Below are 25324 nucleotides of genomic sequence, written 5' to 3'. Positions count from 1 at the left end.
ATAGAATAAATGAAGCATATAGATTCATAGAGAATAATCAGAAAAAACAAACAGCAGTGCTATGAAATCAATAGTAAAAATAATAGTTGCAGCAATAGTTTTAGTAACAAACCATTCATGTAACGTGAAAACAACCAAAACAACAGGAAATCAACCCCAAACAATAAAAGAAGTGACAGCTAAAGATATTCTAGGCAATCCTGATTACTTGGCCATATCATACGGAGGTTATAGAGAAGCCACTCGCGAAGTTCAACCTACAATTGATGAGCTAAAAGATGATATGAAAATACTATCTGCAATGGGCATCAAAATTTTACGGACGTATAACGTTCAGCTTCAACAAGCTTCCAATTTGCTAAAAGCCATTAGCGAACTAAAGATTGAGGATTCCAACTTTGAAATGTACGTAATGCTAGGTGCATGGATAGACTGTAAAAACGCTTGGACCGGTGAAACTCCGGATCATGAAGTGGAAAGTGAACAAAACGAGGGTGAAATTGCCAGAGCTGCGGAGTTGGCAAACAAATATCCAGACATTGTAAAAATCATTGCTGTAGGCAATGAGGCCATGGTAAAATGGGCAACCAGCTATTATGTGCAGCCCAGTGTTATCCTAAAATGGGTGAATCATCTTCAAGAGTTAAAGAAAAATGGAGAACTACCGAAAGAGCTATGGATTACAAGTTCTGATGATTTTGCTTCTTGGGGAGGTGGAGACGAGAGTTATCATACTGAAGACTTAGAAAATCTTATTAAAGCCGTGGATTACATTTCCATGCATACGTACGCCTATCACAACTCACACTATAACCCTGAGTTTTGGGGTGTACCTGAAGAAGAGGAGCAGCTTTCAGCTATTGAAAAAATAGATGCGGCAATGCTTCGTGCCAAAGAATTTGCCAAGGCTCAGTATAAAGCAGTATCAGATCATGCAAAAAGTGTTGGCGTAAACAAACCCATACATATTGGTGAAACTGGGTGGGCAACAGTCTCCAATGGTCATTATGGGCCAACTGGATCAAAGGCAACAGACGAATACAAAGAAGCGGCCTATCATGAACATATGCGTAATTGGACTAATAAAGAAGGTATATCTTGTTTTTATTTTGAAGCTTTTAACGAGCAATGGAAAGATGCTCAAAATGTGCATGGCTCTGAAAATCATTTTGGTTTGTTTACCATAGATGGACAAGCAAAATATGCTTTATGGGACTTGGTTGATAAAGGGACTTTTAGCGGGTTGACCAGAAATGGAAATCCTATCACCAAAACATACAACGGAGATAAAGATGCATTAATGAAAGATGTTCTGGTCCCTCCCACAAAGAAAGAACAAGCTATCATGCATTAAGATGAAAAAGTTTAACAAATTTAATATCACATTGACATTGACCGTAATACTCAGTGCTTGCGCCGTAGAGAACAAATTAGAAGTTGAAGTTTATGAAACTTCAGCAGATGGAAATAAATTAAGTCCGATAACCGAAGTAGTTGCTGATGGAGTTACTTCACAAATCAAATTACTGCCAGAACAAAAATTTCAGACTATTACTGGATTCGGTGGTTCATTTACAGAAGCTTCGGCTTATCTGTTGAATCAATTGAGCAAAGAGAATCGTAAAAAAATCATTGATGCTTACTTTGGGAATGAGGGTGCCAGATATTCCTTGACACGAACACATATGAACTCATGCGACTTCTCAGTAAGCAATTACTCTTATGCCCCTGTTGAAGGGGATATGGAATTAAAAAATTTCTCTATTGACGAAGACCGCGATGATATCATCCCATTTATTAAAGAGGCCATGGCTGCATCCAAAGATGGGTTCAAAATATTGGCCTCTCCGTGGACAGCTCCACCATGGATGAAAGACAACAACGATTGGCGCGGAGGTAAATTATTACCTGAATACTATGATACCTGGGCTTTATTCTTTTCAAAATATATTGATGCCTATAAACTTGAGGATATTGATATTTGGGGATTTACGGTAGAAAACGAACCATTAGGCAACAATAACAACTGGGAGAGCATGCATTACAGCCCCCAAGAAATGACAGATTTTGTTAAACATCATTTAGGCCCTAAGTTAGAAACTGATGGGCATGATGTAAAAATATTGGGTTATGATCAAAATCGAGGAGAAGAATTGGAAGAATGGGTAAAGGTTATGTTCCAAGACGAAGCCTCTTCTAAGTACTTTGACGGCACTGCAATACATTGGTATGCTAGCACGTACGATTGGTTTCCAGAATCCTTGCAATTTGCACATAACGCAGCTCCTACAAAATATCTAATACAATCGGAGGCATGTGTTGATGCAGAAGTTCCCAAATGGAAAGATGATCAATGGTATTGGTCCAAAGAAGCTACAGATTGGGGATGGGATTGGGCACCGGAACATGAAAAACACTTGCACCCAAAATACGCTCCTGTCTACAGATATGCCCGTGACATCATTGGCTGTCTTAACAATTGGGTAGATGGCTGGATAGACTGGAACATGGTCCTAGATACACAAGGAGGTCCTAATTGGTTCAAAAACTGGTGCGTAGCTCCCGTAATTGTAGATCCAGAAAAAGATGAAGTATACTTTACTCCAATTTACTATACCCTCGCTCATTTTAGCAAATACATACGACCTGGCGCCGTGCGCATAGGTTTTGAAAACTCTGATGATTCTTTGATGGTTACTGCAGCACAAAACCCAGATGGGTCAATTACTGTGATTCTATTAAACCAAGGGGCAGAAACAAAACAAATAGCATTATCACTGGGTGAAAGTTCCAATACCATACAAATAAGCCCTCAAGCAATACAAACAGTGGTCATTAAAAAACCAACTAATACTAACTAAAACAAAACGATTATGTCAATTGTAAAAACAGCTGAAAAAGATAGAGTACCATTAGGGCAAAAGGCTGCATTCGGTGCAGGTCATTTGGTTTTGAACCTATACCCTGGAGCATTGGGTTTCTTTATGTTCTTTTTATTGACTGCTTTTGGAATGGACCCATTTTTGGCAGGACTTTTAGGTGGATTGCCTCGATTTTTTGATGCGATTACCGATCCAATCATGGGATTTATTTCGGATAACACAAGTTCAAAATGGGGCAGAAGGAGACCATATATTTTGGTTGGAGGTATTTTAAGTGCCATTACTTTTGTGCTTCTTTGGCAGCTTGATGAAAACAATTCTTCAGACTATAATTTTTGGTACTTTCTAATTATGTCTATGGTTTTTCTTATTGGAAATACCATGTTTGCTACGCCATTGGTAGGTTTAGGCTATGAAATGACTTCTGATTATAACGAACGTACACGTATAATGGCGTTTTCGCAAACGGTTGGTCTATTGGCTTGGGTAATTGTTCCTTGGTTTTGGGTAATTATTGCCGACCCTAATATTTTTAGTAATCAAGCTGAAGGTGTAAGAACCATGGCAATTTATGTAGGAGTAGCTTGTTTACTACTAGGTCTTTTGCCAGCTATTTTTTGTAGAGGTATCGATGCTTCTCATATGGGAAATAGGAAAAAATTAACTTTTACCTCAATGTTTACCAACTTGAAGGATTTATTCATCAGTATAAAAGAGGCTGTAAAGAATAAACCTTTTATGAAATTATGTGGCGCTACTTTTTTAGTATTTAACGGTTACCAAATTGTGGCGTCTTTTAGTTTTTTCATTTTCGTTTTTTATATTTTTAATGGGAGCTACGAAGCCACTTCAACATGGCCAGCTTGGTTTAGTTCCATTGGAGCATTGGTTTCAGCATTTTTAGTGATTCCAATTGTATCAAAAATGGCTGAAAAATGGGGTAAAAAGAAAGCGTTTATTATTTCAACAGCTCTTTCCATTGTTGGATATGCCATGAAATGGTGGGCTTTTACTCCTGACAATATTTGGCTTTCTTTTATTCCAATACCTTTAATGTCATTTGGTTTAGGAAGTTTATTCACCTTAATGATGAGTATGACTGCCGATGTTTGTGATTTAGATGAACTTGTTAATGGCATGCCAAGGAAAGAGGGTACTTTCGGAGCATTATACTGGTGGGTTGTAAAACTTGGTCAAGGATTGGCTCTAGTTTTAGGAGGCCTAGTATTAAAGTTAATAGGATTTGACGGCAACGCAGCTACTCAATCTATTGATACTTTAACAAAGTTGCGAATCGCTGACATAATTATACCTATAGTAACAGCTGCTTTGGCTATTTGGATTATGTGGAAATACAGCCTGTCTGAAGAAAGAGCAAAAGATATTAAAGCTCAATTAGAAGAAAGAAGAGGCGTGTTATAACAATGTTGAATTGTTAAGTGAATTTATATAACTAAAAAAAATAATAAAATGTCAACCAAAATAATAATACTAATAATAGGAGTCTTATTTATCTTGATTGCGCTGCTCGCAAGTAAAAAAGGTAGTTCTAAGCTAGGAATACCTTTAGGAATCCTTGGTGTTTTAATGATGATTTACGGAAGTTATTCATCAGATTTAGTCAATTATAATAGCCAAATTGAACAAGTCTCTATAGGAAAAAAGTTAAAGATTGACGGACCGGTTAATGCTGTAAAAGTTGTTTCTCCAATAGATAAAGATTCTGTGGATTGCCGGATTTTAACAATGGGAGTATATCCCGAAGCCCATAAAAAAGATATTTGGGTAATGGTTAGACCCACTGATGATAGATATTATCCACAATCTGACCATACCAATACATCCTACAAAAGAGAAGGCGAATGGCAGGTTGTTACTCGTTTTGGTGGAGATAAGGGAGAGGCTTATGATTTGATTATTTATGAGGTAGACCCCGCAGCTTCTTCATTTTTTAGTTCCACAATAGAAAAATGGAAAGAAGCCGATGATTATCCCGGTTTAAAGCTAGAAGAAATACCAGCTGGAGCCAAAGAAGTGGAGCGCCTTAAGATTTACACAAGGAAAAACTGTAGAGGAGTTTTTTAGTACATACCACTAAGGATGAATCTATTGAGAAATTAAACCTGAATTAGTAAAACGTAGTGGGGAACTTTAGCCTAAATTTGAATAAACCTAATAATACAATATAACAGAACATTATGTCGTCATCTAGAAAAGAAAAGTTTTTGGCGTTGGCCGCACTAGACTATGTCGGTAAAACCACTGAAGAACTGGAAATTCTATGCAAACGCGTTTTAGAAGGCGGAATGCATGGATTATGTTTTAGTCCCTATATAGAAGGTCAAAAACCAGGAGATCAGATTACAGAGGATCAAATACGTAGACGAATGGAAATTATTAAGCCGTATACCAAATGGATTCGTTCTTTTTCATGTACAGAAGGTAATGAAGCCATTCCGCGTATTGCCAGAGAATATGGAATTAAGACCATGGTGGGTGCTTGGTTAGGTGATGACCCAAAAGTAAATAAGCAAGAAATTGAAAACCTCATTGAATTGGCCAAAGATGGATACGTTGATATTGCAGCAGTTGGCAACGAAGTAATGCTACGGGGAGATTTAACGGAAGATGAACTGTTAGATTTTATGAATCAAGTGAAGCAAGCAGTTCCCAATGTTCCTGTTGGCTATGTTGACGCCTATTATGAATTTACTGAACGTGAAAGAATAACCGAAGCTTGTGATGTTATTCTAGCTAATTGTTATCCGTTTTGGGAAGGTTGCGATATGGATTATTCTTTGCTGTACATGAAAGACATGTATCAAAGAGTGTTGAAAGTAGCCAATGGCAAAAAGATAATCGTTTCTGAAACCGGGTGGCCTAGTCAAGGAACAAGTCTTGAAGGTGCATTCCCATCTCATGAAAACGCATTGAAATATTTCATGAACACTCAAAAATGGTCTGAAGAAGATGATATTGAGGTATTCTACTTCTCATCTTTTGATGAATCTTGGAAAGTTGGAGCTGAAGGAGATGTAGGGGCTTATTGGGGTCTTTGGGATAAGGATGAGGCACTAAAGTTTTAATCAACAATTTATTGAAAAGAGTTTGTCGGAATTATATCTAGATAAACTCTAAACAATCTCAGCACTCAACCCAGCTTGAAGTAATTTTGAGCATCTAGGTTTTAAATCTTTATACTCACCAGTCTTTACAGTGCACTTACCATTGTGATGTACAATTAAAGAGCACTGCTCCGCTTGTTCCGGAGTATGTTCGCAGACGTCTATTAGCGTTTCAATAACATGGTCAAAAGTATTCACCTCGTCATTAAAAAGCACTATCTCACTCTGCTTTACAGTTTGTTCTTCTAAAAGGAGTTCTTCTGATACTTTTTCTTTGATTCCCATAATTTTGGAATTAATCAATCCTAATTTACATATTTTGTGGAAATCCAATTATTCTTTTCTAGTTTTTTTTCAAATTCTAAACTATATGCACCACATTTTGAAGAAATTGCATCTAAATCCTCCAAATAAAAGCCACTTAAGAAAAGTGTGCCACCAGTATTTAGGCAATTGGCATAAATTGGAATATCCTCAAGCAAAATATTCCTGTTGATGTTAGCAAGTATAATATCATACTTTTTATCAGTTAATAAACTGCTATCACCTTGATAAACATCAATGTCATTACAACTATTTCGTTCAACGTTTTCTTTGGAGTTTAAAAAACACCATTCATCAATATCAATGGCATCCACAGATTTGGCTCCTCTCATTTTAGCAAGTATTGCCAAAACTCCAGTGCCACAACCCATGTCCAGAACTGATTTTCCTTTAAAATCCATATCTAAAATATGTTGTAACATCATATGGGTTGTCTCATGATGCCCTGTCCCAAAACTCATTTTGGGTTCTATAACAATATCATATGCTACGTTCTCTGACTCATGGAAAGGAGCTCTTACCATGCATTCATCACCAACCTTAATGGGTTGAAAGCTTTTTTCCCACTCGGCATTCCAGTTTTGTTGAACAATCTCTTTACTGGACCAAGTAATTTTAAAATCTGGATTTTGAAGTGCAAACAAATCCTTCAAAATGCCTTCCTCCCAATCAGATTTCAGCACATAAGCCAATAGCTCAGAATCATTCTCCACAAAACTCTCAAATCCTGCTTCGCTCAATTCAGCAATCAAAATATCTGTTGCAGGTTGTAAAGGAGTTATTTTAAAATTGTATTCAAGATATACCAAACTAAAAATTAAGGATTAAATGGCCTTGATAATGGCAACAAAATCATCAGCTTTTAAAGATGCTCCTCCAATAAGACCACCATCCACATCTGGTTTTGAGAATATCTCTTCAGCATTTGAAGGTTTTACACTGCCTCCATATAAAATGGAAACCCCATCAGCAATCGAAGCATTGTAAGCTTCTGAAATGGTTTTTCTTATAAATGCATGCATCTCTTGAGCTTGTTCTGGGCTTGCAGTTTCACCCGTACCTATTGCCCAAACAGGTTCGTATGCCAAAACAATGTTGCTCCATACTTTGCCATCTAAATCAAACAAAGCATTCTTTAGCTGGCTTTCGACAATTGCAAAATGATTGTCAGATTTTCTGTCTTCCAATTCTTCGCCAAAACAGAAAATGACCTTCATTCCTTTTTCCAATGCCGTTCTCGTTTTTTTCGATAATAGATCATCCGTTTCTCCAAAAAGTGCTCGGCGTTCAGAATGCCCTATAATAACAGTATCCACTTCTATGTTCAAAAGCATATCTGCCGAAATTTCGCCTGTATAAGCCCCATTTTCAGCAAAGTGCATGTTCTGTGCGGCTACTTGTATTGTTGATGATTGTAGGTTTCTTTGGGCCGCAACCAAATTCACAAAAGTTGGCGCTACAATAACCTCCGCATGAGTATCCGGTAATTTTGCCGATAATTCTGATAACAAGACTTCCGTTTCATCAAGGTTTTTATTCATTTTCCAGTTTCCTGCAACTATTTTAGTTCTCATGTTATTGGTATTTCTTTAATGTTATTTTTAGAAGTTTAGTTGATCTAAGTCGTTATAATGTACTTTTTGCATGATTGTTCCTTTCTTCAAAACAAGTATTGCCGGATTGGAACGCACAATGGTTTTAAGTGTGGTTTCATCAGTAAAATAAAAGTCGAAATCTAGATTGTAATTTTTCTTAACCTTATCTGCCCTCTCGTTACTGGAGGCCGACATTCCCACAACTTTATATCCTTTAGCTTTTGCCTTTGTTGCAACCGCAGCAACATCGGAGAAAAAATCATTATTACTTTTAGCCAAATCATAGGCAATAACCATTATCAATTTATCTTCTTGTAGAATTTCTGAAGCTAAATCCTGTCCGTCTTGTTCAATAGTAAAATCATGGATTGGAGGTTCATAACCTTTCTGAATTTCTGTTGTTTCAACATCAATAAACTCACCATCCACAGATGGGTATTCACCATTGGTAACCACAATTTTGTCATCGCCATTTACTTTAAATCGCCAAGCATACTCATAAACCGCTTTGGGAGCATTCTCTGGAACACTCATACCTTCTTGAATGTTTGCTCCAATCTTATAAGGTCTAAAGTCAACAGAGGGCAGATGGTTTAATACGTGGTTCGCAAACAAAGCGCACGCAAACAATGACACTCCACCTAAAATCCAATTGACTTTGGGACTAAAAATGGATTTGATATGTTTTCTGCCAAAAAATAAGATTAGAATAAATATTAAAAGAATGATGTCTTTTGTAAAAGATTCCCATGGAGTCAATTTTACCGCATCTCCAAAGCAACCACAATCTGTTACTTTATTGAAGTATGCAGAATAAAATGTTAGGAACGTAAAGAAAACTATCATTAATAGCAGGCTCCAAACGGTAAATTTTGGTTTAAACCCTATAAGTAGCAACACGCCTAAAATCACTTCCACAATGACCACAAAAATGGAAATTGCCAAGGCTAAAGGCATCAAAAAAGGTAAATCCAAAACCCCTTGACTAAAATATTCCTCAAGCTTAAAAGAGAACCCGACAGGGTCATTCAATTTGATGAGTCCACTTATTATAAATAAGACTCCAACAAAGATTCTAGAAATCCATACCAAGTACTTCATTATTTTTCACTTAAATGAATTAGCGCAAATACGGCATAATTGATTATATCCTGATAGTTGGCATCTATACCCTCACTGACCAACGTAGCCCCCGCATTATCTTCTATTTGTTTTACCCGGAGCAACTTTTGCAAGATTAAATCCGTTAGCGAACTTACACGTATATCTCGCCAAGCTTCGCCATAATCATGGTTTTTGTTCTCCATCAAACTTTTTGTAATGGAAACTTCTTTATCATAAAGACCAATGGCTTCATCTGCATCAAGATCAGGCTGTTCTGCAATGCCTTTTTCAAGTTGAATCAATGCCATTATGGAATAATTTATTATTCCAATAAATTCAGATTGCTCCCCTTCATCCACTTTTCTCACTTCATTTTGCTGTAAGCTACGGATACGTTGGGCCTTGATGAAAATCTGATCTGTAAGCGAAGGAAGTCTCAAAATGCGCCAAGCCGTACCGTAATCTTGCGTCTTTTTTAAAAATAGTTCCCTGCAGGTATTGATCACTGCATCATATTGTTGGGAGGTCTGCTGCATGTATTCTTGCTAATTTGCGTAAATTTCGTCCAAATAAATAGCACTCTAAAGCACTTCGCCAAAGATAATCAAACACAATAAAGCAGGGATTTTTTATGACCATAAACTGCAAAGGAGCACTCATAGACTTAAGCACCCCCAGAGTAATGGGCATTCTTAACCTAACACCGGATTCTTTTTATGACGGTGGTTTGTGCAAAGACGAAAGTTCCATTCTTAAACAAGTCGAAAAAATGCTTTTAGATGGAGCTACTTTTATAGATATGGGTGCCTATAGCTCTAGACCAGGTGCAGAACATGTGCCTGAAGATGATGAATTAAAAAGAATGCTCCCCATACTTGAACTGATACGCAACAACTTTCCAGAAACCTTAATTTCAATAGATACTTTTAGAAGTAAGGTCGCTTTAGAAAGCATACAGCTTGGCGCGGCAATTATCAATGATATTTCTGCTGGGAATTTAGATGCAGATATGCTAAACGTCATAGCACAATATCAAGTTCCGTACATAATGATGCACCTAAAAGGAACTCCGCAATCCATGCAAAAGGAAGCTACCTATGATGATTTGCTAAAAGATTTGCTATTCTATTTTTCAAAAAAAGTAAGTGACACTACTTCCAAAAAAATCAATGATATCATAATTGATCCAGGGTTTGGGTTTGCAAAAACAACAAAACAAAATTATAAACTCCTTGGCAACTTAGATTTATTCAAAACTTTTGGAGTGCCTATTCTAGTAGGTCTAAGTAGAAAGTCCATGATATATAAAGTCTTAAAATCATCTTCAAAAGAGGCTTTAAACGGTACTTCTGCCTTGCATACCGTTGCTTTATTGAAAGGAGCAAACATTTTACGTGCACATGATATAAAAGAAGCTATGGAATGTATTAAACTTGTGCAGGAATTAAATGTGAACACCAAGTAATTTTTGGTTCTTCTATTTTTGCTAATTTTACAAAAACACCGCGGTTGGATTTTCTTAATTTTCTTGAATTTAAAATCACAGATATCATAGACATTGTTCTAGTCGCCGCTCTACTTTACTACATCTACAAATTAGTTAAAGGCACTGTCGCTATTAATATTTTTATAGGAATTGTGATTGTTTGGGCTTTATGGAAGCTTACTGAACTGTTACAAATGAAAATGATCAGCAGCATGGTAGGTGGATTCATGAATATTGGACTTATTGCCTTGATTATTGTTTTTCAGCAAGAAATAAGGAAGTTTTTATTGATGATTGGTTCCACCAATTTTGCGTCTAAGCGGAATTTTATCCGACATTTTAAATTCCTAAAGCAAGAGGCCATGCCCACAGATACCAATGTGGATGCCGTTATTGGAGCTTGCGAAAAAATGGGAAGTACAAAGACCGGCGCTATTATTGTTATTGAAAGAACCAATTCTTTGGACTTTGTAAGATCTTCTGGAGATACCATGAATATTGAAATAACCCAGCCCATTCTAGAGAGTATTTTCTACAAGAACAGTCCTTTGCATGATGGGGCAGCAATAATTCAGGATAATTTTATTACAGCTACCAGGGTAATCTTGCCTGTCTCCAATGATCGTGATATTCCCCTACGTTATGGATTAAGGCACCGTGCTGCGGTTGGAATTACTGAAAAAACCGATTCTATTTGTTTGGTGGTAAGTGAAGAAACCGGTCTAATTTCTTACATAAAAAATGGAGAGTTTGTTCCTTACAAAGGTCTAGAGGAACTTACTGATCTTATCAAAAAAGATTTGGAATAGATGGATTGCAAAAATTGTGACAATTCTTTAAGGACAGATTTTAGTTACTGTCCAAATTGTGGAGCAAAAATCATCAAAAACCGGTTATCCTTAAAAAACGTTTGGCAGGATCTAAGATATCAAGTGTTCAACTTGGACAACACTCTTTTTAAAACGTTTAGACATTTATTCTCTAAACCAGAAGTTGTTGTTGAAAGATACATATCAGGAACGAGAAAAAAATACATGAATCCGATAAGTTATTTCGCTATTGCAATAACGCTTTCAGGAATCTTGTTTTTTATACTTAGAAAAGTATACAATGTAGAACTAGCACCTAACATTTTATCAGAAGACGAGATGCCAAATATGGATTTCGTGTTTGACTATCAAGGGTTACTTTCCTATATCATAATGCCCATATACGCATTAATGACCTGGCTTCTATTTTTAGATAAAAAAAAGCTCAACTACACTGAACATTTAGTTGTCAACGCCTATATTACTGGGCAAACCTCTTTTGTACAGGTCCTGATCTGTTTACCTTTATTCGGTTTTTTTGATATTAGATACGATATTTTCAATTGGATATTCTTGTTGATGATACTTGTATATCAATTTTTTGTGCTCGGTCGAATACACCAAACAGGGTTTTTAAGCACTTTTGCAAGAGGTTTTATTTACTTGATTTTCTTCGCCATCGTAATGCTGGCTTTAGGAATGGTCATTATCCTATTAACTACAATGACTGGGCAGTTAACATTGGAAAACCTTGCTCCAAAATAGTCTAGGCAACTTCTTCTGCCAAAAACTGAGCTTCATACAAGTCACTATAATAACCTCCGTTTTTCAGAAGCTCCTGGTGAGTTCCTGTTTCAACAATCTTTCCAGCATCCATCACAATAATCTTATCCGCTTTTTTAATGGTTGCCAATCGGTGTGCTATTATAATTGATGTTCTTCCTTCCGTGATTTTATCGGTAGCCTTTTGTATAAGTTGTTCAGAATAGGTGTCTACGGATGAAGTGGCCTCATCCAAGATAAGAATACTTGGATTGCTCACGTAAGCTCTTAAAAACGCTATTAATTGCCTTTGGCCACTGGAAAGCATAGTTCCACGCTCCTTAACATTATACTGATAGCCCCCTGGTAAACTGGAAATAAATTCATGTACTCCAATTTGCTTAGCTGCTGCTTCAATTTCTGATAAAGCAACGGATTCTTCACGCAATGAAATATTGTTGGCTATTGAATCGGCAAAAAGGAAAACATCTTGCAGGACAATGGCAATGTGAGAGCGAAGTGATTTCAATGAATAGTCACGAATATTATGACCATCAATCAAAATATTTCCAGAATTAATTTCGTAAAAACGGTTCAATAGGTTGATAATGGTGGATTTTCCGGCACCTGTTGCTCCTACTATTGCAACAGTCTCTCCTGCCTTAACATTAAATGAAATACCATGTAAAACTTCTTCATTCTCAACATAACCAAAACGAACATCGGAGAATTCAATAGTCCCCTTAACATCAGTGTCTTTCAATTTACCTTCATCAGAAATATGGCTTTCCGTATCCAGAATTTTAAATACTCTGTTGGCCGCAACCATTCCCATTTGTAGGGTATTGAATTTATCTGCAATCTGGCGAAGTGGTCGGAACAACAAATCCATCAAGAAAAAGAAGGCAAAAATGGAACCCGTATCATTTAAAGCAACGTTTTCAATGTTTTGGATGACACCAAAATAAACCACCAAACCAATACCGATAGAATAGGAAATCTCTGCAATTGGGAAAAAGATGGAATTGTACCAAACTGTCTTTAACCAAGCATTTTGATGTTTTTCATTGATTTTTCTGAATTTCTCCTTTTCAATTTCCTCTCTGTTGAAGAGCTGAACAATCTTCATTCCCGCAATTCTTTCTTGAACGAATGAGTTAAGGTTGGAAACTTGGGCACGAACTTCAATGAAAGCAACTTTCATCGCCTGCTGAAACAATCGTGTAGCTACCAAGATTACGGGTAAAATAGCAAAGACGATAAATGCCAATTTCCAATTGATGTAAATCATTACTGCAGCGCCGGAAAGCATTTTTAGTAAATCAGCCACTATAACAAAGAAACCTTGGCTAAAAATCTCGCCAATACGTTGCATATCCGCAACAGCTCTAGTGACCAATACACCAATGGAAGAGTTATCAAAATAGGTCATTTTAAAACCCATCATCTTTTGAAAAAGCCTGATACGAATATCTTTAATGACAGATTCCCCTAGAAGGTTTGCATAATAATTGAAAGAAAGTTGACATAATACTTGTCCAAATAACGCCCCCAACATAGCGAGTACTACAAAGACGAGTTTGTCACTGTCTTTGTTAGAAAGTGCCTCATTTATGATATCTCTAACCAGAATTGGCGTTAAAACAGCAAAAGCAGCAGATAGGATGGCAACAATGGCCACAACCCAAAAGATAGTCCTATAGGGTTTGGTATGCGCAAAAATCCTTTTGAACAGACCAAAATCAAATGCTTTTCCTATTTCGTCGTTCTTACTCATTAAATATATTTTTTGGGTATAAGACCTTGGTCAAATATAATCCTTTTGCAGGGACAGAAACTCCTGCCTCTCCCCTATTCTTGCTTGTTATTATTGTATTGATTTCTTCAGGTTTCATCTTTGCGGTACCAACATCCAATAACGTCCCTACAATCGCTCTAACCATATTGCGAAGAAAACGATCAGCACTAATCGTGAAAATTAATTTGTCTTCTTCTTTTTTCCAAACTGCTTGCCTAATATCACAATTAAACGTCTTGACATCTGTATTGGACTTGGAAAAACATTCAAAATCCGTATGCTCTAATAAAAAAGAAGCCGCATTGTTCATTGCCTCAATATTCAAAGGCTGTCTAACAAAATGAGTGAAATCTGAATAAAAAGGGTTTTTTTCTTGAACTATCCAATATTCATACGTGCGTTCGATAGCATCAAACCTAGCGTGTGCATCCGAATTTACCTGAATAACTTCTTGAACAGACACATCATCTGGAAGGAAAGCATTTAGGCGATAAACCAACTCTATTTTATCTTCAATTAAATCAAAGTCAAAATGGGCAAACATTTCTTTGGCATGTACTCCGGCATCTGTTCTACCTGCGCCAACTACTTCAATTTTTTTTCGCAGCAAGGTCGACAACGCATTTTCCAGTACTTCTTGCACCGTAATAGCATTGGGTTGGTTCTGCCATCCATGATAAGCCTTTCCGAAATAAGAAAATCGGATAAAATATCTCAATTGGATTCTTTAATTTTAAGGCATTAAAGATACTTGAATCCCCCGCAAAAGATATCTAACCACTATTTTTTAGCATATTTTTAGCGTTATGACCAAAATTCTATTGCTTTCAGACACCCATGGGCACATGGATGAAACCATTTTAAAGTATGCAAGACAGGCTGATGAAATTTGGCATGCCGGTGACATTGGAAACCTTGATGTAACGGATCAACTTAAGAAAATTAGGCCTTTGCGAGGAGTTTATGGCAACATAGATGACCATGTAATACAGAAAGAGTTTCCAGAACACAATCGTTTTTTATGTGAAGAGGTAGACGTATGGATGACTCATATAGGGGGCTATCCCAACAAATACAATGTTAGGATACGGGAAGAAATAAAACAGAATCCACCAAAATTATTCATTTGCGGCCATTCACATATTTTAAAGGTAATGAGTGACAAAAAGCTAAATCTGTTGCACATGAATCCTGGAGCTTGTGGAAAGTATGGGTTTCATCATGTACGGACCATGCTCAGGTTTGTAATCGATGGAGATAAAATATCTGATTTGGAAGTGATTGAGTTAGAAAAAAGATAGCGTATGAAAACAAAAGGTTGTCTATTGCTATTCGTGTTTTTTGCAGTTGCGTGTTCAAAAAAAGAAAAAAAAGAGGTTTTTAATGCTTCAGCACCCAAGTCTGGTGTTTCCCTTTATATACTAGGAACGGCTCAGGATGGAGGAAGTCCGCACATTGGTTGTAAAAAAGAGTGTTGTTCCATTTTGTTTAAAAATCCGGACCATGAACGCAAGGTTGTTTCTTTAGGTGTGGTTGATCACGAAAATTCAAAATCGTTCCTTTTTGAAGCAACGCCAGATATGCCCTCACAATTAAAACTTTTAAAAGAACTTTCAGAAAAGTATGAAGAAACTCCTGATGGCATTTTTTTGACCCATGCGCACATAGGACATTATACAGGTTTAATGTATTTGGGCAGGGAAGCCATGGGTGCCCAAGCAGTTTCCATTTATGCAATGCCCAAAATGAAATCATTTATAGAAAACAATGGTCCTTGGAATCAATTAGTGACATTAAAAAACATACTTGTAAAGGAAATTGAAAACGAAAAAAAAGTACAGCTTACCCCAAATCTGAGTGTTATTCCCTTTACCGTCCCACATAGAGATGAATATTCGGAAACTGTAGGTTATAAAATTATTGGGGGCAATAAATCGGCGCTTTTTATTCCTGATATTGATAAATGGTCCAAATGGGAGAAAAGCATCATTGAAGAGGTGCGTAAGGTAGATTTTGCCTTTTTAGATGCCACTTTTTATGATGGGAAAGAAATCAACAACCGAGATATTTCTGAAATACCACATCCTTTTGTGATAGAAAGCGCAACTCTTTTTGAAAAATTACCTGATACTGAAAAGGCAAAAATCCATTTTATTCATTTTAACCATACCAATCCTTTGCTTAATGAAAATAGTGATGAATTTAAAAGGGTAGTTAAGCAAGGTTTTAACATTGCTCAATTCAATAAAAAAATTGATTTGTAATTTCTTCCTCCTTTACCTTTATTAACGGTAAGATTTTTAAACCTATTACGTCTAAGTGGGTAAACAATTATTCAAAACAACATGAAAAAACTTAGTTTAAAACTATTAACTATTACTGCATTTTTACTTTTGGCCTCTTGTGCACAAAAAGCTAAAAAAGCAGAGACAACTGTGATTGAAACTGTTGAAGAAGTTTCTAAAGTCCCCATTTATGACACCAACGAACCAATGACAGTCTTAGCTGCTGTTGCCCATGCGCATGGTGGTTGGAACGATTTATGGAAAAAAGGAGACGTTGAATACACTTATGATTATAGATCAAATGAAAAGGCTGACGTATCCACAGAACGCTACATTTTTAATTCTGAAGCTTCATACGGAAAGTACTCCCAACATCAAATCAATGTAATGCCAGATAAGGCAGGAGAAGTTATTCAATGTTTTGATGGCAAAGAGACGTTAGTCTTGGTAAATGGAAAGAAATCCGAAGACCCTCAATTGGTAGGTACTGGTGATTTCCTTAGAAGGGCAAATTATTATTGGTTCACTATGCCTTATAAACTTAATGATAAAGGCACCGTTGCCAAATACCTTGGGCAAGAGGAATACAATGGAAAGATGTATGACAAAGTGCACGTGACCTATGACCCAGAAGTAACTGGAAAAGAGCAAAATGATATTTATATCTTGTATGTTAATCCAGAAACCAAACTAATTGACAGGTTTTTCTTTTCATTGCCATTCTTAGGTGTAGAAGAACCCGTAATCATCGCAAACTATGAATACGAAGACATAGAGGGACAAATGATTTCAACCAAGCGCTCCTATTTTATGCCAAGCGAGCAAGGTTATTCTGAGGAGCCAAATCTTGTACAGACAATGACCAATGTAAAATTTGATAATGGGTTTACCGAGGAAACATTAATGCAATAGTTTGAAATCCTTTTAGATTAGAATAAATAAAAAACCCGGCCAAGGCCGGGTTTTTCTCGCACTAATACTACTAAGATGTTAGGTTTAACGTAAGCGATCAACAGATTTTACAAGATCTTCATCCTTTTTGATAGCTCTGTTGGCCAGAACTAGAAAAACGATAGAAAATACAGGAATCAGCATCCCAATACCCTTCTCAGAAATAACATTTTCTCCGGATAAGTTTAGCGATCGGTAAACGAAAAATCCTAGTAAAAAAAGATTCAATATCATATTCAATCTGTTTATCACAAATTGATTTTGTCTGTTATTGTACATAAAAATCGAAATCAAGGCCAAAGCTGCCGAGGCGTAAAAAGCAATACTGATCCACAACTCGCTCTTGGCAAAAAACTTTGTTCCATCACCATCAACCCATAAATTCAATACAAACGGCAATGCACCAGCAATTAGTGCCACTAACCCCAAAAAAAATGTTTGAATTCGTTGAATCATTGTTTAAATTGATATCGGATGGCAAAAATAAGTGTCTTTTCGGTAAATGACCCCTATTGTTGAAAAATAATTTGTATACTTGTGTCGTTATTAGCAAAGCACTTACCCAGGGAAATCTTTCCTATCGTAGTACCCAAATAACTTTTTACTTCAATTATACACATTATACAAGTTTAATTTATTCATTACTTAATGTTCGAGATTTCAGATCTAAAAGCTAAAAAGCTTCCTGAATTGCAGGAAATTGCAAAAGGCCTCAATGTCCCAAAATTTAAGACTCAAAAAAAACTGGACTTAGTCTACCAGATACTTGATGTGCAAGCGTCTAACCCAAAAGTGGTACAAGAGAGCGCTGTAGCACCAAAAGAAAAAGTTGCTCCAAAACCTAGAAAAGAAAGAGCTCCAAGACCAAAAAAAGAAATAAAAGAAATTGTTTCGGAAACTGTTGTTGAACCTGCAAAGGTAAAAGCAGAGTCTGAAACTGTTGAGAAAAAAGAGAATACGCCAGTAGCGCAGCCCATTAAAAGGGAGCCGCACAAACAAGGTGGATCTCAAAAACCTCAAAACAGCAGAAGAAATAATCCACATCAAAGAAATAGCGGCCACGAAAAAAAGAGCAGCAATTTTGATAAAGACTTAAAAAACAGGTATAAAGAACCTGAATTTGAGTTTGATAGTATTATTGAAAGCGAAGGCGTTCTTGACATTATGCAGGACGGTTATGGCTTTTTACGTTCTTCTGACTACAATTATTTGTCTTCTCCCGATGATATCTATGTTTCCCAGTCGCAGATTAGGTTATTTGGCCTAAAGACAGGAGACACCGTACTTGGTAACGTTAGACCTCCTAAAGAGGGAGAGAAGTATTTCCCCCTTATTAAGGTCAGTAAAATAAATGGGTTAGACCCACAAGTGGTTAGGGATAGAGTGTCATTTGAACACCTTACTCCATTGTTCCCAAAAGAAAAATTTAAATTGGCAGAGAGACAAAGTACATTATCCACTAGGATAATGGATTTGTTCTCACCTATAGGTAAAGGACAGCGTGGCATGATTGTCTCCCAACCAAAAACGGGTAAAACCATGCTACTTAAGGATATCGCCAATGCAATTGCTGCGAACCATCCAGAAGTATATCAAATTATCCTTCTTATAGATGAGCGTCCAGAGGAAGTTACAGATATGCAACGTAATGTACGCGGTGAAGTTGTTGCTTCTACTTTTGACAAAGAAGCTACGGAACATGTACGTGTTGCAAATATTGTATTGGAAAAAGCAAAACGCTTGGTAGAATGTGGACATGATGTGGTTATCCTTTTAGATTCCATTACACGATTGGCAAGAGCTTACAATACCGTGCAGCCTGCTTCAGGTAAGGTATTGAGTGGTGGTGTGGATGCCAATGCATTACATAAACCAAAACGTTTCTTTGGTGCGGCACGAAATATTGAAAATGGTGGATCACTTTCTATTATCGCTACAGCTTTAACGGAAACCGGTTCTAAAATGGACGAAGTAATTTTTGAAGAATTTAAGGGTACCGGTAATATGGAGCTGCAGTTGGATAGAAGGATTTCTAACCGTAGAATATTCCCAGCTATCGACCTTATCTCTTCCTCTACACGTAGAGACGATCTTTTATTGGATGCCACTACCATACAACGCATGTGGATCATGCGAAAATATTTAGCAGATATGAATCCTGTAGAAGCAATGGAGTTTATGGAACAACGCATAAAGCAAACCAAAAACAATGAAGAGTTTTTGTTAACCATGAGTCAATAGCTCTGAGTTTGTAAAACCCTGAAAACAGTATAGTTTTAAAACCCTTTGAGTCACATCAAAGGGTTTTTTTATGTACTAATTCTGAAGAAAAAACATATCTTTAGTGCAGTTTCCCCATACTATGAACACTAAAACACTTACAAAATGAAAAACGCAAGAAAAGCAACCACTCTTCTGTTGGGTTCAATGCTTCTTATTTTAGGAGCTTGCCACGAAAAACCAAAAAAAGATGAAGAGCCACATGAAGAACCTCAAGAAAGAGTAAAACCACCCAAACAAATTATTTCCTTAGAAGAATCTAAAAAATTGTATGACAACTATTCAAAGAACAGGGTAGAACTCATAAAATCGTATGAAAGGGAAGAAAACAATGACGAAAAGTTTGAAGCAGCTAGATATGCTTCTTGGGATTATAAAACCATCAAACAGTATATTGCATTCATTGAGCAAGAGGCAAAAGATGCCAAAGTCGATATTTCCACAATTCGTTTTTATTTTGCCAATTATCCAGATAAAGAAAAGCTCCCCGATGGACAGAAAGTGGTACACCCAAGACAAAACTCTATTTTCATACTTCCAACTATAAAAATTGATGATTTGGATTATGGATTTTATATAGGAGAAGATGGCGAGGCCAAATTGATTAAGGATGCTGTTAATGTCAAAGGTATGGGCGGTATTTCTAAAAACGATGAAAAGTCATATGCAAGTTTTGTTCCTAGTCTTTCTGCACCTCCTGTGCTATTCAAGGGTCAAAGTTTGAATATGAATCACGGGAATTCGGGACCTCCACCAAACAACGATTTTTAACTTAAGATGATCCAAGAGCTCATCATTTTTCTAAAAAATCAGTATTTTCTAGCCATTTATTTTGTTACATGGTTGGTTGCTGTTTATAGGTATAAAAGATATTTTGATACCGTATTGAAATATCTGCCTATACTTATCATCTATACTTTTTTTACTGAGCTCTTGGGTTACTTTATTAAAAATCATGCAGATTTTCAGTTTTTTTCAGATGACAGATATAATTGGCATAACGTCATTATCTATAATGTTTATCAAATAGTTACTTTTCTTTTCTTCTACTGGGTGTATTGGAAAACCCTTAAAAACAAATCTTCAAAAAAAGTAATTGAGTATGGGGCTTATCTATGCTCATTGTCCTATTTAGTTAACACTTTCATTCAAAATCCATTGCACAAACAACTAACCTATGCGCATGCTATCGGTTCATTAATTTTAGTTTTTGCGATCATACTTTATTTCAAAGAGAAAAAATCAGAAGACAATCCTTACCCTCAAAAACACAATTTGCTGTATTGGGTAAGTACAGGCCTGTTTATTTTTTATGCTTTTTTCCCTTTTATTTTACTTTCAGATTATTTTAACCTGAGTATTTCAACTCAGTATCATCTTAGAATTACATTACTGACCTTTATAGCCTTAATGTATCTACTTTTCATTGTTGGTCTTTTAATCGGAAAAAGAAAGGCTTTTAGGTAATTCTTCCCATTTTTCAATTACCCACCTACTACCACAGATTTCACTTCTTTCACAACTTAAGACGTTCGGTTATCGATCACATATACGTTTTTGTAAGCTTTTTCGTTCAAATAAAGTTGAAATTATTTTAACGAATAAAAGATACCGTTTACCGACACATTGAAGTAAACCAACTAAAATTAAAATATTGACCCTTAAATAGTAAATACTTTTAATCAAAATTCGGATAGTAAATCCAGCAAATATCTATAAAGATGAAAACGCCCCAAATTGTTTTATCTGCATTATGTTTTATAATAGCAATGACCTACACCTCATGTGTAAAAGATAGTTTTGATGATTCTGTTCCAGATACAGAAAGTGAACCTGAAACACCAATTGAGGTCCCTATAGACGAATTAGAGATTACCGAACTACAAATTCCATCAGGTTTTGAGTTTAGTACAGAAAAACAAATACAACTCATCATCAATGACAATACTGCCAATGTTAGGTATAATGTCTACGCATACAACGAAGAGGTTTCTATTGGAAACCAAATCACGTATTTAAACGAAGAGGACGAAGAGGAAACTGGTTTTGAAGTTTCAGTAGATAATTTAAACCATTTAATTTTCAGTGGAGTTCCTGCAGGAGGCAAAATTGAACATTCCTTTGTAGTTCCAAACTATTTTGAAAAGTTGTACATCCGCAGAAAAGAAGGGTTTAAGTATTCATCAGCAGTGGTTAACATCGTTTCAAATCTTGTTACCTATACGTACACACCTGATAGCAGTGGAAAGAGAGCCTCCAATGGTAAACCTATGGTAGAAGACTACTTATACTGTGTTAACGGTGGAGGTGATTTATTCCAAGTAGATCCCCTAACGGGAGCATATACCTTTATTTCTGATATGCCAATGGGAAGTTGGACCGCAGCAATAGATCAAGAGAATAACATGCTCTATTCAATTGGTAAGAGCAACCCTTACCCTTTAATGAGGTACGATATCGTGAATGATACATGGACCACTGTAGGTAATGTAGGAAACGGAGGGCCTCGATTAGATTATAACAAGCAAGATGGGTTGTTATATTTTTCTACCGGGGCGAAGCTCTTTACAATTGATCCCCAAAATGCCAATATACTTTCAAACTGGATTATAAATGGCCTTGATAAAACTCAAGGAGGAGATATGGCTTTTGCAGAAGATGGCACCATATTTCTCTCCTCATTTTCCGGATTATACAGACTAGACCTAAATTCTGATGGAGACTATGACGCTATAAGAATTAGTGGTGAAGATTTACCTTTTCAACCCACTTCTATGACTTTTGACTCAAACAATGAATTATGGTTAGCCAATAATGGAGGAAATAGCAATCTTATTGTGATGGATACCGAAACCGGCGGATGGGAATACCGTTACGGCCCAAATTCTACTTCAGGCATAACATATGATAGAGCCATTAATGACTTGACAACATTTAGGGTTTTTGATGAAGTTACAGTTGATCCTGATACAGATGGTGACGGAATTACAGATAGTAATGATGAATACCCAGATGATGCAGATAAGGCTTTTGAACAATTTACTCCTAGTAAATATGGCTGGGGAACTCTAGCTTTTGAAGATTTATGGCCCTTTCTTGGAGATTATGATTTTAATGATACGGCTGTAAATTACAGGTTTGTTGCCGTTTTGAATGCAGATAATATGGCCGTACAATTAGATATACATTTTGAGGTAACATCTGACGGAGCTGGTCTTATTAATGCCTTTGGTATTGAACTGGAAAGTATAGCACCTAGTCTAATTGAATCCGTTACAGGAACAGTTTTAACCGAGGATTTTATCAATGTTGCATCAAACGGAGTGGAACAAGGACAAAATAGAGCTGTAATAATACTATTTGATGATAACCATGCCATGTTGAATGTACCTAAGACGGTCGCTATAAAATTCACAACTCCGATTACAACCACCCAGCTGGGCTTGGCTCCTTTTAACCCATTCATAATTGTTAATGGAGACAGAGGTAAGGAGATTCATTTACCAAATAGGTTCAGAACAACTTTAGGCGTAAATGATACAACTGTAGGAGGCGTAAATAGAGATGAAGATGGAAATTATAAAACCGATACTGGTCTGCCTTGGGCCATTAATATTATGCACAACTTTAAGCCACCAAAAGAAAATATCCCCGTAAATCAAGCCTATAACTTTTTTAATGAATGGGCCACTTCTGGAGGAACTTTGTTCCAGGATTGGTACAAAGATTCAGCAGGGTATAGAAATGAATCTGTATTGCAAGATTAGCCAGTTCAGTTATAATTATAAAAAAAATGCCCCTTTTATGGGGCATTTTTAATCGTAATAGAAAACGCTACGGACAAAATATTTTCCTCACCACATTTTTAACTGCTTTTACAACTTTGAAATGCTGTTTATCGACAAAATATGTGTTTTTGTAGGTTTTTTCGTTCATTTAATGAAATTCTCAACAATGAAGAAGAACAGAATTTTTAGATTAGTTCTTATTTTCATAACGGCCTTTATATTTCAAGGCTGTTTAAAAGAAAAATATAACGATTATCTTGAGTCAATAGCCAATGATTCTACTGCGATTGAGAACCCAATCTTAACAGATTTAAAATTCCCTTCTGATTTTGATTTTAAGACCGAAACCATAGTATCGGTCAGTATAAACGATAATTCCCCAAACGTACTTTACGAAGTTTACGCCTATAGTGATGAACTTATTAATAGTTTAGACAGTATCACTGGCCCGCTACCCAATAAACTTTTTGAAAGATTGCCCTTTAATGGCTCCATCCAAGAAAGTGTTACGCTATCATCAATTATTGACAACCTATTTATCGTTAGAAAATCAAATGAACACATTGACGATTTTGTGGTTCCTATAATACAAAACTCGGCTTCTTATACTTACAATGGTAGTGCAGGTAAGAAAACTGTTTCTAAAATAACTACAGAAAAAAGTCAACGCAATACTGATTGCGCCAACGTTTATGGTCAAAGATTTTATACCGATTTAAGTAACACCATAATTGAGACCAACGGTGATATCAACACCATTTCGAATATCCAGTTTCCCAAACAAGGGGTAACGGCGATCATAACAGCCACTCCAGTGGACGGAGTTGAACTTAAAAACCGACTTTCACTTGCTGGTGCCGGCTTTTCGACCCCAATTTTCACATTTTCCGGTTTTAATTTCTGGATAAGCTCAAGAATTGATACCAATAATGATTCAGATGGTTATGTGGAATTTGAAATGACATTTGACACACCAGTTCAAAACCTGTTGATGCATTTTAGAAGTGTAGATGCTTCAATGTACCAGTTTGTTGGTGCGCAGCACGCTGAAACCATATTATCTGGAGGAAGCGAATTCTTTTACGACGATTCCGAAAGAATACTCAAAGACATTGATTCACGATCTAAGGGAAGATATTATAGAGATGGTTATGGTTCTATTCTGATTTCAGCAACTTCAGGAACCTTTGATAAAATTGTTTGGCGAAGGATCGATGACCCAACAAGCAATTCACAAAATGACTCTAATTGGTTTACATTTTCTGAAATTGAGGTTTGCAATGATCAAGATGGAGACGGCGTAACGGACTCAGTAGATGAATATCCTAACGATGCAACAAAAGCTTACTCAACAACCTATCCTTCAAGTTCAACAAAAGCTTCTTTGATCTTTGAAGATCTTTGGCCTTTTAAAGGGGATTACGATTTTAATGATACAGCGTTAGACTATTCAATAATCAAAATTTTTAATTCCTCAAACCAATTGGTAGCAATTGATTTTGACTACGTGGTAACTTCAGATGGTGCAGGCTTTGTTAATAGTATGGCTTTTGAAATAGAGGGTCTAAACCCAAATAATGTAGCATCAATTACTGGTCAAATTCTAGAAGGAGATGTTTTTAACCTTGCTAACAATGGAACAGAGTTGGGGCAACAACATACCGTAGTGGCATTATTTGATGACCACTCAACCCTTGTTAATCAAGAAAACATTGTGAGAGTTACATTTGTCAACCCAATTTTGGACACATCATTGGATTTTGCTCCTTTTAATCCATTTTTAGTAGCCAATGGAGAAAGAGAAAAAGAGATTCATTTAGCCAATTACGAGCCAACAACGTTAGGTAATTCCCAGCCCGAGGTTTTAGGGAACAATGCAGACATAGATGGTAGCTATACAACTGAGAACGGTCTGCCATGGGCAATTAACGTAATTGAATCTTTCCCACTTTTACTAGAAAAAGAACCTATAAATACAGGCTATCTTTATTTTGAAGAATGGGGATTGTCTGGAGGGCAAAATAGAAAAGACTGGTATAAAGACTTTCCTGATTATAGAAATAGGGCTAAACTAAAAGGGAACTAAACTAATTTTACTAACATTAGAGAAGCTTCTTTCCAAAATTGGTATAAAA

The 25324-nt window shown here is 36.4% G+C and carries 24 protein-coding genes; 16 read left to right on the top strand and 8 right to left on the bottom strand.

What is annotated here, in order from left to right; genetic code table 11:
* The first annotated feature begins 61 nt into the window (after positions 1-61).
* From SJY44_RS07825 to SJY44_RS07805, 5 genes are all read left to right on the top strand, one after another.
* Positions 62-1354 carry a glycosyl hydrolase family 17 protein gene (locus SJY44_RS07825; protein ID WP_396591933.1) on the top strand — a complete coding sequence of 431 codons (1293 nt, stop codon included), beginning with the start codon at positions 62-64 and terminating at the stop codon, positions 1352-1354.
* Position 1355: 1 nt separating this feature from the next.
* Positions 1356-2861, top strand: a complete 1506-nt coding sequence (locus SJY44_RS07820; RefSeq protein WP_396591932.1) for a glycoside hydrolase family 30 beta sandwich domain-containing protein — start codon at positions 1356-1358, stop codon at positions 2859-2861.
* Positions 2862-2873: 12 nt separating this feature from the next.
* On the top strand, positions 2874-4304 hold the full coding sequence (locus tag SJY44_RS07815; protein WP_298928554.1) for an MFS transporter: 1431 nt from the start codon (positions 2874-2876) through the stop codon (positions 4302-4304).
* A 48-nt stretch (positions 4305-4352) separates the two neighbouring features.
* A complete protein-coding gene (locus SJY44_RS07810; protein ID WP_396591931.1) occupies positions 4353-4967 on the top strand; it encodes a hypothetical protein in 615 nt (204 codons plus the stop codon).
* A 113-nt stretch (positions 4968-5080) separates the two neighbouring features.
* Positions 5081-5968 carry a glycosyl hydrolase family 17 protein gene (locus SJY44_RS07805; protein ID WP_396591930.1) on the top strand — a complete coding sequence of 296 codons (888 nt, stop codon included), beginning with the start codon at positions 5081-5083 and terminating at the stop codon, positions 5966-5968.
* A gap of 48 nt (positions 5969-6016) precedes the next feature.
* On the opposite strand, the gene SJY44_RS07800 is transcribed toward SJY44_RS07805, so the two are convergent.
* Genes SJY44_RS07800 through SJY44_RS07780 form a run of 5 tightly spaced genes read right to left on the bottom strand, consistent with a single transcriptional unit; the run spans position 6017 to position 9566 of the window.
* On the bottom strand, positions 6017-6292 hold the full coding sequence (locus SJY44_RS07800) for an ATP-dependent Clp protease adaptor ClpS (RefSeq protein ID WP_298928561.1): 276 nt from the start codon (positions 6290-6292) through the stop codon (positions 6017-6019).
* Positions 6293-6312: 20 nt separating this feature from the next.
* A complete protein-coding gene (prmA, locus tag SJY44_RS07795; protein WP_298929195.1) occupies positions 6313-7149 on the bottom strand; it encodes a 50S ribosomal protein L11 methyltransferase in 837 nt (278 codons plus the stop codon).
* A 6-nt stretch (positions 7150-7155) separates the two neighbouring features.
* Positions 7156-7905 carry a triose-phosphate isomerase gene (gene tpiA, locus SJY44_RS07790; RefSeq protein WP_396591929.1) on the bottom strand — a complete coding sequence of 250 codons (750 nt, stop codon included), beginning with the start codon at positions 7903-7905 and terminating at the stop codon, positions 7156-7158.
* A 27-nt stretch (positions 7906-7932) separates the two neighbouring features.
* Complete coding sequence (locus SJY44_RS07785) at positions 7933-9027, bottom strand: BT_3928 family protein (protein ID WP_396591928.1); 1095 nt, start codon at positions 9025-9027, stop codon at positions 7933-7935.
* Complete coding sequence (locus SJY44_RS07780) at positions 9027-9566, bottom strand: DUF1599 domain-containing protein (protein WP_298928570.1); 540 nt, start codon at positions 9564-9566, stop codon at positions 9027-9029. The genes SJY44_RS07785 and SJY44_RS07780 overlap by 1 nt, the downstream gene beginning before the upstream one ends.
* A 95-nt stretch (positions 9567-9661) precedes the next feature.
* Here SJY44_RS07780 and folP point away from each other — a divergent pair, with 95 nt between their 5' ends.
* The 3 genes from folP to SJY44_RS07765 are packed head-to-tail and all read left to right on the top strand — an operon-like array spanning position 9662 to position 12090.
* Positions 9662-10495 carry a dihydropteroate synthase gene (gene folP / locus SJY44_RS07775; protein ID WP_396591927.1) on the top strand — a complete coding sequence of 278 codons (834 nt, stop codon included), beginning with the start codon at positions 9662-9664 and terminating at the stop codon, positions 10493-10495.
* Positions 10496-10539: 44 nt separating this feature from the next.
* The gene (gene cdaA, locus SJY44_RS07770) at positions 10540-11325 is read left to right on the top strand and encodes a diadenylate cyclase CdaA (RefSeq protein WP_298928578.1); all 786 of its coding nucleotides are present in this window, start codon (positions 10540-10542) and stop codon (positions 11323-11325) included.
* Positions 11326-12090, top strand: a complete 765-nt coding sequence (locus tag SJY44_RS07765) for a DUF3667 domain-containing protein (RefSeq protein WP_298928581.1) — start codon at positions 11326-11328, stop codon at positions 12088-12090.
* Position 12091: 1 nt separating this feature from the next.
* Here the strand turns inward: SJY44_RS07765 and SJY44_RS07760 are convergent, their stop codons facing one another.
* Positions 12092-13864: an ABC transporter ATP-binding protein gene (locus SJY44_RS07760; RefSeq protein ID WP_298928584.1), complete on the bottom strand. Its 1773-nt coding sequence runs from the start codon at positions 13862-13864 to the stop codon at positions 12092-12094.
* Positions 13857-14603 (bottom strand): tRNA pseudouridine(38-40) synthase TruA, encoded by a 747-nt coding sequence (gene truA / locus SJY44_RS07755; protein ID WP_396591926.1) that lies wholly within the window; start codon positions 14601-14603, stop codon positions 13857-13859. The genes SJY44_RS07760 and truA overlap by 8 nt, the downstream gene beginning before the upstream one ends.
* A gap of 88 nt (positions 14604-14691) precedes the next feature.
* Here truA and SJY44_RS07750 point away from each other — a divergent pair, with 88 nt between their 5' ends.
* The 3 genes from SJY44_RS07750 to SJY44_RS07740 all read left to right on the top strand — a co-directional run bounded on the left by SJY44_RS07750 (position 14692) and on the right by SJY44_RS07740 (position 17082).
* Positions 14692-15186: a metallophosphoesterase family protein gene (locus SJY44_RS07750; protein WP_298928591.1), complete on the top strand. Its 495-nt coding sequence runs from the start codon at positions 14692-14694 to the stop codon at positions 15184-15186.
* A gap of 3 nt (positions 15187-15189) precedes the next feature.
* Positions 15190-16149, top strand: a complete 960-nt coding sequence (locus SJY44_RS07745) for an MBL fold metallo-hydrolase (protein ID WP_396591925.1) — start codon at positions 15190-15192, stop codon at positions 16147-16149.
* Between the two features lie 81 nt (positions 16150-16230).
* A complete protein-coding gene (locus SJY44_RS07740; protein WP_396591924.1) occupies positions 16231-17082 on the top strand; it encodes a DUF6503 family protein in 852 nt (283 codons plus the stop codon).
* An 84-nt stretch (positions 17083-17166) separates the two neighbouring features.
* Here the strand turns inward: SJY44_RS07740 and SJY44_RS07735 are convergent, their stop codons facing one another.
* Positions 17167-17577, bottom strand: a complete 411-nt coding sequence (locus SJY44_RS07735; protein WP_298928600.1) for a DUF4293 domain-containing protein — start codon at positions 17575-17577, stop codon at positions 17167-17169.
* A 192-nt stretch (positions 17578-17769) separates the two neighbouring features.
* Here SJY44_RS07735 and rho point away from each other — a divergent pair, with 192 nt between their 5' ends.
* The 5 genes from rho (at position 17770) to SJY44_RS07710 (ending at position 25275) form a co-directional block, all read left to right on the top strand.
* Complete coding sequence (rho, locus tag SJY44_RS07730) at positions 17770-19362, top strand: transcription termination factor Rho (RefSeq protein ID WP_396591923.1); 1593 nt, start codon at positions 17770-17772, stop codon at positions 19360-19362.
* Positions 19363-19506: 144 nt separating this feature from the next.
* Positions 19507-20172 carry a hypothetical protein gene (locus tag SJY44_RS07725; protein ID WP_298928606.1) on the top strand — a complete coding sequence of 222 codons (666 nt, stop codon included), beginning with the start codon at positions 19507-19509 and terminating at the stop codon, positions 20170-20172.
* A gap of 6 nt (positions 20173-20178) precedes the next feature.
* Positions 20179-20868 carry a hypothetical protein gene (locus SJY44_RS07720; RefSeq protein ID WP_396591922.1) on the top strand — a complete coding sequence of 230 codons (690 nt, stop codon included), beginning with the start codon at positions 20179-20181 and terminating at the stop codon, positions 20866-20868.
* 254 nt (positions 20869-21122) lie between these two features.
* Positions 21123-23168: an LruC domain-containing protein gene (locus SJY44_RS07715; RefSeq protein ID WP_396591921.1), complete on the top strand. Its 2046-nt coding sequence runs from the start codon at positions 21123-21125 to the stop codon at positions 23166-23168.
* Positions 23169-23355: 187 nt separating this feature from the next.
* A complete protein-coding gene (locus SJY44_RS07710) occupies positions 23356-25275 on the top strand; it encodes an LruC domain-containing protein (protein ID WP_396591920.1) in 1920 nt (639 codons plus the stop codon).
* The last annotated feature ends 49 nt before the right edge of the window (positions 25276-25324 follow it).

It is taken from the genome of Allomuricauda sp. R78024 (assembly GCF_044596045.1).
Lineage (GTDB): Bacteria > Bacteroidota > Bacteroidia > Flavobacteriales > Flavobacteriaceae > Flagellimonas.
Note: the sequence above shows the minus strand (reverse complement) of the source record. Positions and strands in the feature narration are given on the sequence as shown.

Coding starts and splice junctions, on each gene's coding strand:
- SJY44_RS07720 (WP_396591922.1), top strand. CDS start 20,179: ATGATCCAAGAGCTCATCATTTTTCTAAAAAATCAGTATTTTCTAGCC.
- SJY44_RS07760 (WP_298928584.1), bottom strand. CDS start 13,864: ATGAGTAAGAACGACGAAATAGGAAAAGCATTTGATTTTGGTCTGTTC.
- SJY44_RS07750 (WP_298928591.1), top strand. CDS start 14,692: ATGACCAAAATTCTATTGCTTTCAGACACCCATGGGCACATGGATGAA.
- SJY44_RS07785 (WP_396591928.1), bottom strand. CDS start 9,027: ATGAAGTACTTGGTATGGATTTCTAGAATCTTTGTTGGAGTCTTATTT.
- SJY44_RS07715 (WP_396591921.1), top strand. CDS start 21,123: ATGAAAACGCCCCAAATTGTTTTATCTGCATTATGTTTTATAATAGCA.
- SJY44_RS07805 (WP_396591930.1), top strand. CDS start 5,081: ATGTCGTCATCTAGAAAAGAAAAGTTTTTGGCGTTGGCCGCACTAGAC.
- SJY44_RS07820 (WP_396591932.1), top strand. CDS start 1,356: ATGAAAAAGTTTAACAAATTTAATATCACATTGACATTGACCGTAATA.
- SJY44_RS07740 (WP_396591924.1), top strand. CDS start 16,231: ATGAAAAAACTTAGTTTAAAACTATTAACTATTACTGCATTTTTACTT.
- SJY44_RS07815 (WP_298928554.1), top strand. CDS start 2,874: ATGTCAATTGTAAAAACAGCTGAAAAAGATAGAGTACCATTAGGGCAA.
- folP (WP_396591927.1), top strand. CDS start 9,662: ATGACCATAAACTGCAAAGGAGCACTCATAGACTTAAGCACCCCCAGA.
- SJY44_RS07825 (WP_396591933.1), top strand. CDS start 62: ATGAAATCAATAGTAAAAATAATAGTTGCAGCAATAGTTTTAGTAACA.
- SJY44_RS07800 (WP_298928561.1), bottom strand. CDS start 6,292: ATGGGAATCAAAGAAAAAGTATCAGAAGAACTCCTTTTAGAAGAACAA.
- SJY44_RS07810 (WP_396591931.1), top strand. CDS start 4,353: ATGTCAACCAAAATAATAATACTAATAATAGGAGTCTTATTTATCTTG.
- SJY44_RS07725 (WP_298928606.1), top strand. CDS start 19,507: ATGAAAAACGCAAGAAAAGCAACCACTCTTCTGTTGGGTTCAATGCTT.
- SJY44_RS07735 (WP_298928600.1), bottom strand. CDS start 17,577: ATGATTCAACGAATTCAAACATTTTTTTTGGGGTTAGTGGCACTAATT.
- SJY44_RS07745 (WP_396591925.1), top strand. CDS start 15,190: ATGAAAACAAAAGGTTGTCTATTGCTATTCGTGTTTTTTGCAGTTGCG.
- tpiA (WP_396591929.1), bottom strand. CDS start 7,905: ATGAGAACTAAAATAGTTGCAGGAAACTGGAAAATGAATAAAAACCTT.
- SJY44_RS07765 (WP_298928581.1), top strand. CDS start 11,326: ATGGATTGCAAAAATTGTGACAATTCTTTAAGGACAGATTTTAGTTAC.
- SJY44_RS07780 (WP_298928570.1), bottom strand. CDS start 9,566: ATGCAGCAGACCTCCCAACAATATGATGCAGTGATCAATACCTGCAGG.
- rho (WP_396591923.1), top strand. CDS start 17,770: ATGTTCGAGATTTCAGATCTAAAAGCTAAAAAGCTTCCTGAATTGCAG.
- SJY44_RS07710 (WP_396591920.1), top strand. CDS start 23,356: ATGAAGAAGAACAGAATTTTTAGATTAGTTCTTATTTTCATAACGGCC.